The following is a 1614-nucleotide window of genomic DNA, read 5'->3' on the forward strand; positions in this document are numbered from 1 at the left end:
GGTTTTAAATATCACGGTCGTGTAAAGGCATTGGCTGACGCTGCGCGTGAAGCCGGATTAGAGTTCTAAGGGGCATTACGATGAGCGTAGAAGACAAAAACGGTCCAGAGCTACAGGAAAAACTTGTACAAGTTAACCGTGTAGCAAAAGTTGTTAAAGGTGGTCGAATCTTCGGTTTCACAGCACTAACTGTTGTTGGTGATGGTGCAGGTCGTGTAGGTTTCGGTCGTGGTAAAGCGCGTGAAGTTCCAATCGCTATTCAAAAAGCAATGGATGCAGCTCGCAAGAATATGGTTGACGTACCTCTTAGCGGTACAACCTTGCAATATCCTGTAACTGCAAAGCATAGTGGCTCTAAGGTCTATATGCAGCCTGCTTCAGATGGTACTGGTATCATCGCTGGCGGCGCAATGCGCGCAGTGCTAGAAGTCGCAGGGATTCAAAACGTACTTGCTAAGTGCTACGGCTCTACAAACCCAGTTAACGTTGTTCGCGCAACAGTTAAAGGTTTGAGTGCAATGAAGTCACCAGAAGACGTTGCTGCTAAGCGCGGCAAGTCTGTAGACGAAATTACAGGATAAGGTCATGGCTAAGAAAACAATACAGGTTACATTGTACCGTAGCCCGATTGGTCGCTTACCTGCTCATAGAGCGTGTGTTACCGGTCTTGGTCTACGTAAGATTGGTCAGACTGTAGAGCTGGAAGATACACCTTCAGTTCGCGGTATGGCTAACAAAGTTAACTACATGGTTAGGATTGAAGGAGAATAAAATGCGTCTTAATTCAATAAGTCCAGCTCCTGGATCAAAGCCTACAGCTCGACGTGTAGGTCGCGGTATTGGTAGTGGTTTTGGTAAAACTTGTGGTCGTGGCCACAAGGGTTTGAAGTCTCGTTCTGGCGGTTCTGTAGCGCCAGGTTTCGAGGGTGGTCAGCAACCTCTAGCACGCCGACTTCCAAAGTTCGGTTTCAGTTCACGTCAAGCTAAGTACTCTGCTGAAATTCGTTTGAACGAATTAGCAGCTGTCGAAGCTGATGTTATCGACTTGGATGCGTTGAAAAACGCAAACTTGGTTCGTCGTGATGCTAAGCAGGCTAAAGTTATTTTGTCGGGCGAGTTATCTAAAGCAGTTACTATTCAAGGTTTGAAAGTAACTAAAGGTGCTCGTGAAGCAATTACTGCTGCTGGCGGAAAGGTAGAGGATTAATACCCATGGCGAAGTCAAACGCATTGCCTTCGGGCGTAGGTAAAGGTTTTGCAGAACTCAAATCAAGATTATGGTTTGTGTTCGCTGCAATCCTGGTTTATCGAGTTGGTGCGCACATTCCAGTGCCAGGCATCAACCCAGAGAGACTAGCCGCGCTATTCGAGCAAAACCAAGGTACTATTTTGAGCTTGTTTAACATGTTCTCTGGTGGTGCATTGGAGCGAATGAGTATCTTCGCCTTGGGAATCATGCCCTATATTTCTGCATCGATCATTATGCAGTTGTTAACTGCTGTAAGCCCTACTCTTGAACAGCTTAAGAAAGAAGGCGAAGCGGGTCGTAGAAAGATTAGTCAGTATACGCGTTATGGCACAGTTGCTTTAGCGTTGATACAGGCTTCAGGTATG

5 protein-coding genes are annotated in these 1614 nt (G+C 46.3%); all 5 read left to right on the plus strand.

Translation table 11 applies throughout. From position 1 onward, the window contains the following. Window positions 1-69 (plus strand): 50S ribosomal protein L18 (locus A3761_RS26375; RefSeq protein WP_304439639.1); only part of this gene is annotated, 69 nt, incomplete at its 5' end. An 11-nt stretch (window positions 70-80) separates the two neighbouring features. Continuing rightward, on the plus strand, window positions 81-581 hold the full coding sequence (gene rpsE, locus A3761_RS22600) for a 30S ribosomal protein S5 (protein WP_068508544.1): 501 nt from the start codon (window positions 81-83) through the stop codon (window positions 579-581). 4 nt (window positions 582-585) lie between these two features. Beyond that, complete coding sequence (rpmD, locus tag A3761_RS22605; protein ID WP_068508545.1) at window positions 586-771, plus strand: 50S ribosomal protein L30; 186 nt, start codon at window positions 586-588, stop codon at window positions 769-771. Between the two features lies 1 nt (window position 772). Next, window positions 773-1207 (plus strand): 50S ribosomal protein L15, encoded by a 435-nt coding sequence (rplO, locus tag A3761_RS22610; protein ID WP_068508547.1) that lies wholly within the window; start codon window positions 773-775, stop codon window positions 1205-1207. A gap of 5 nt (window positions 1208-1212) precedes the next feature. After that, window positions 1213-1614, plus strand: a 402-nt coding sequence (locus A3761_RS22615; protein WP_369808258.1) for a preprotein translocase subunit SecY, incomplete at its 3' end; no start/stop codon positions are given.

The organism is Oleiphilus sp. HI0123 (genome assembly GCF_001635315.1).

Excerpts from the sequence above, each read along its gene's own strand:
- rpsE (WP_068508544.1), top strand. The coding sequence starts at position 81 with ATGAGCGTAGAAGACAAAAACGGTCCAGAGCTACAGGAAAAACTTGTA.
- rpmD (WP_068508545.1), top strand. The coding sequence starts at position 586 with ATGGCTAAGAAAACAATACAGGTTACATTGTACCGTAGCCCGATTGGT.
- rplO (WP_068508547.1), top strand. The coding sequence starts at position 773 with ATGCGTCTTAATTCAATAAGTCCAGCTCCTGGATCAAAGCCTACAGCT.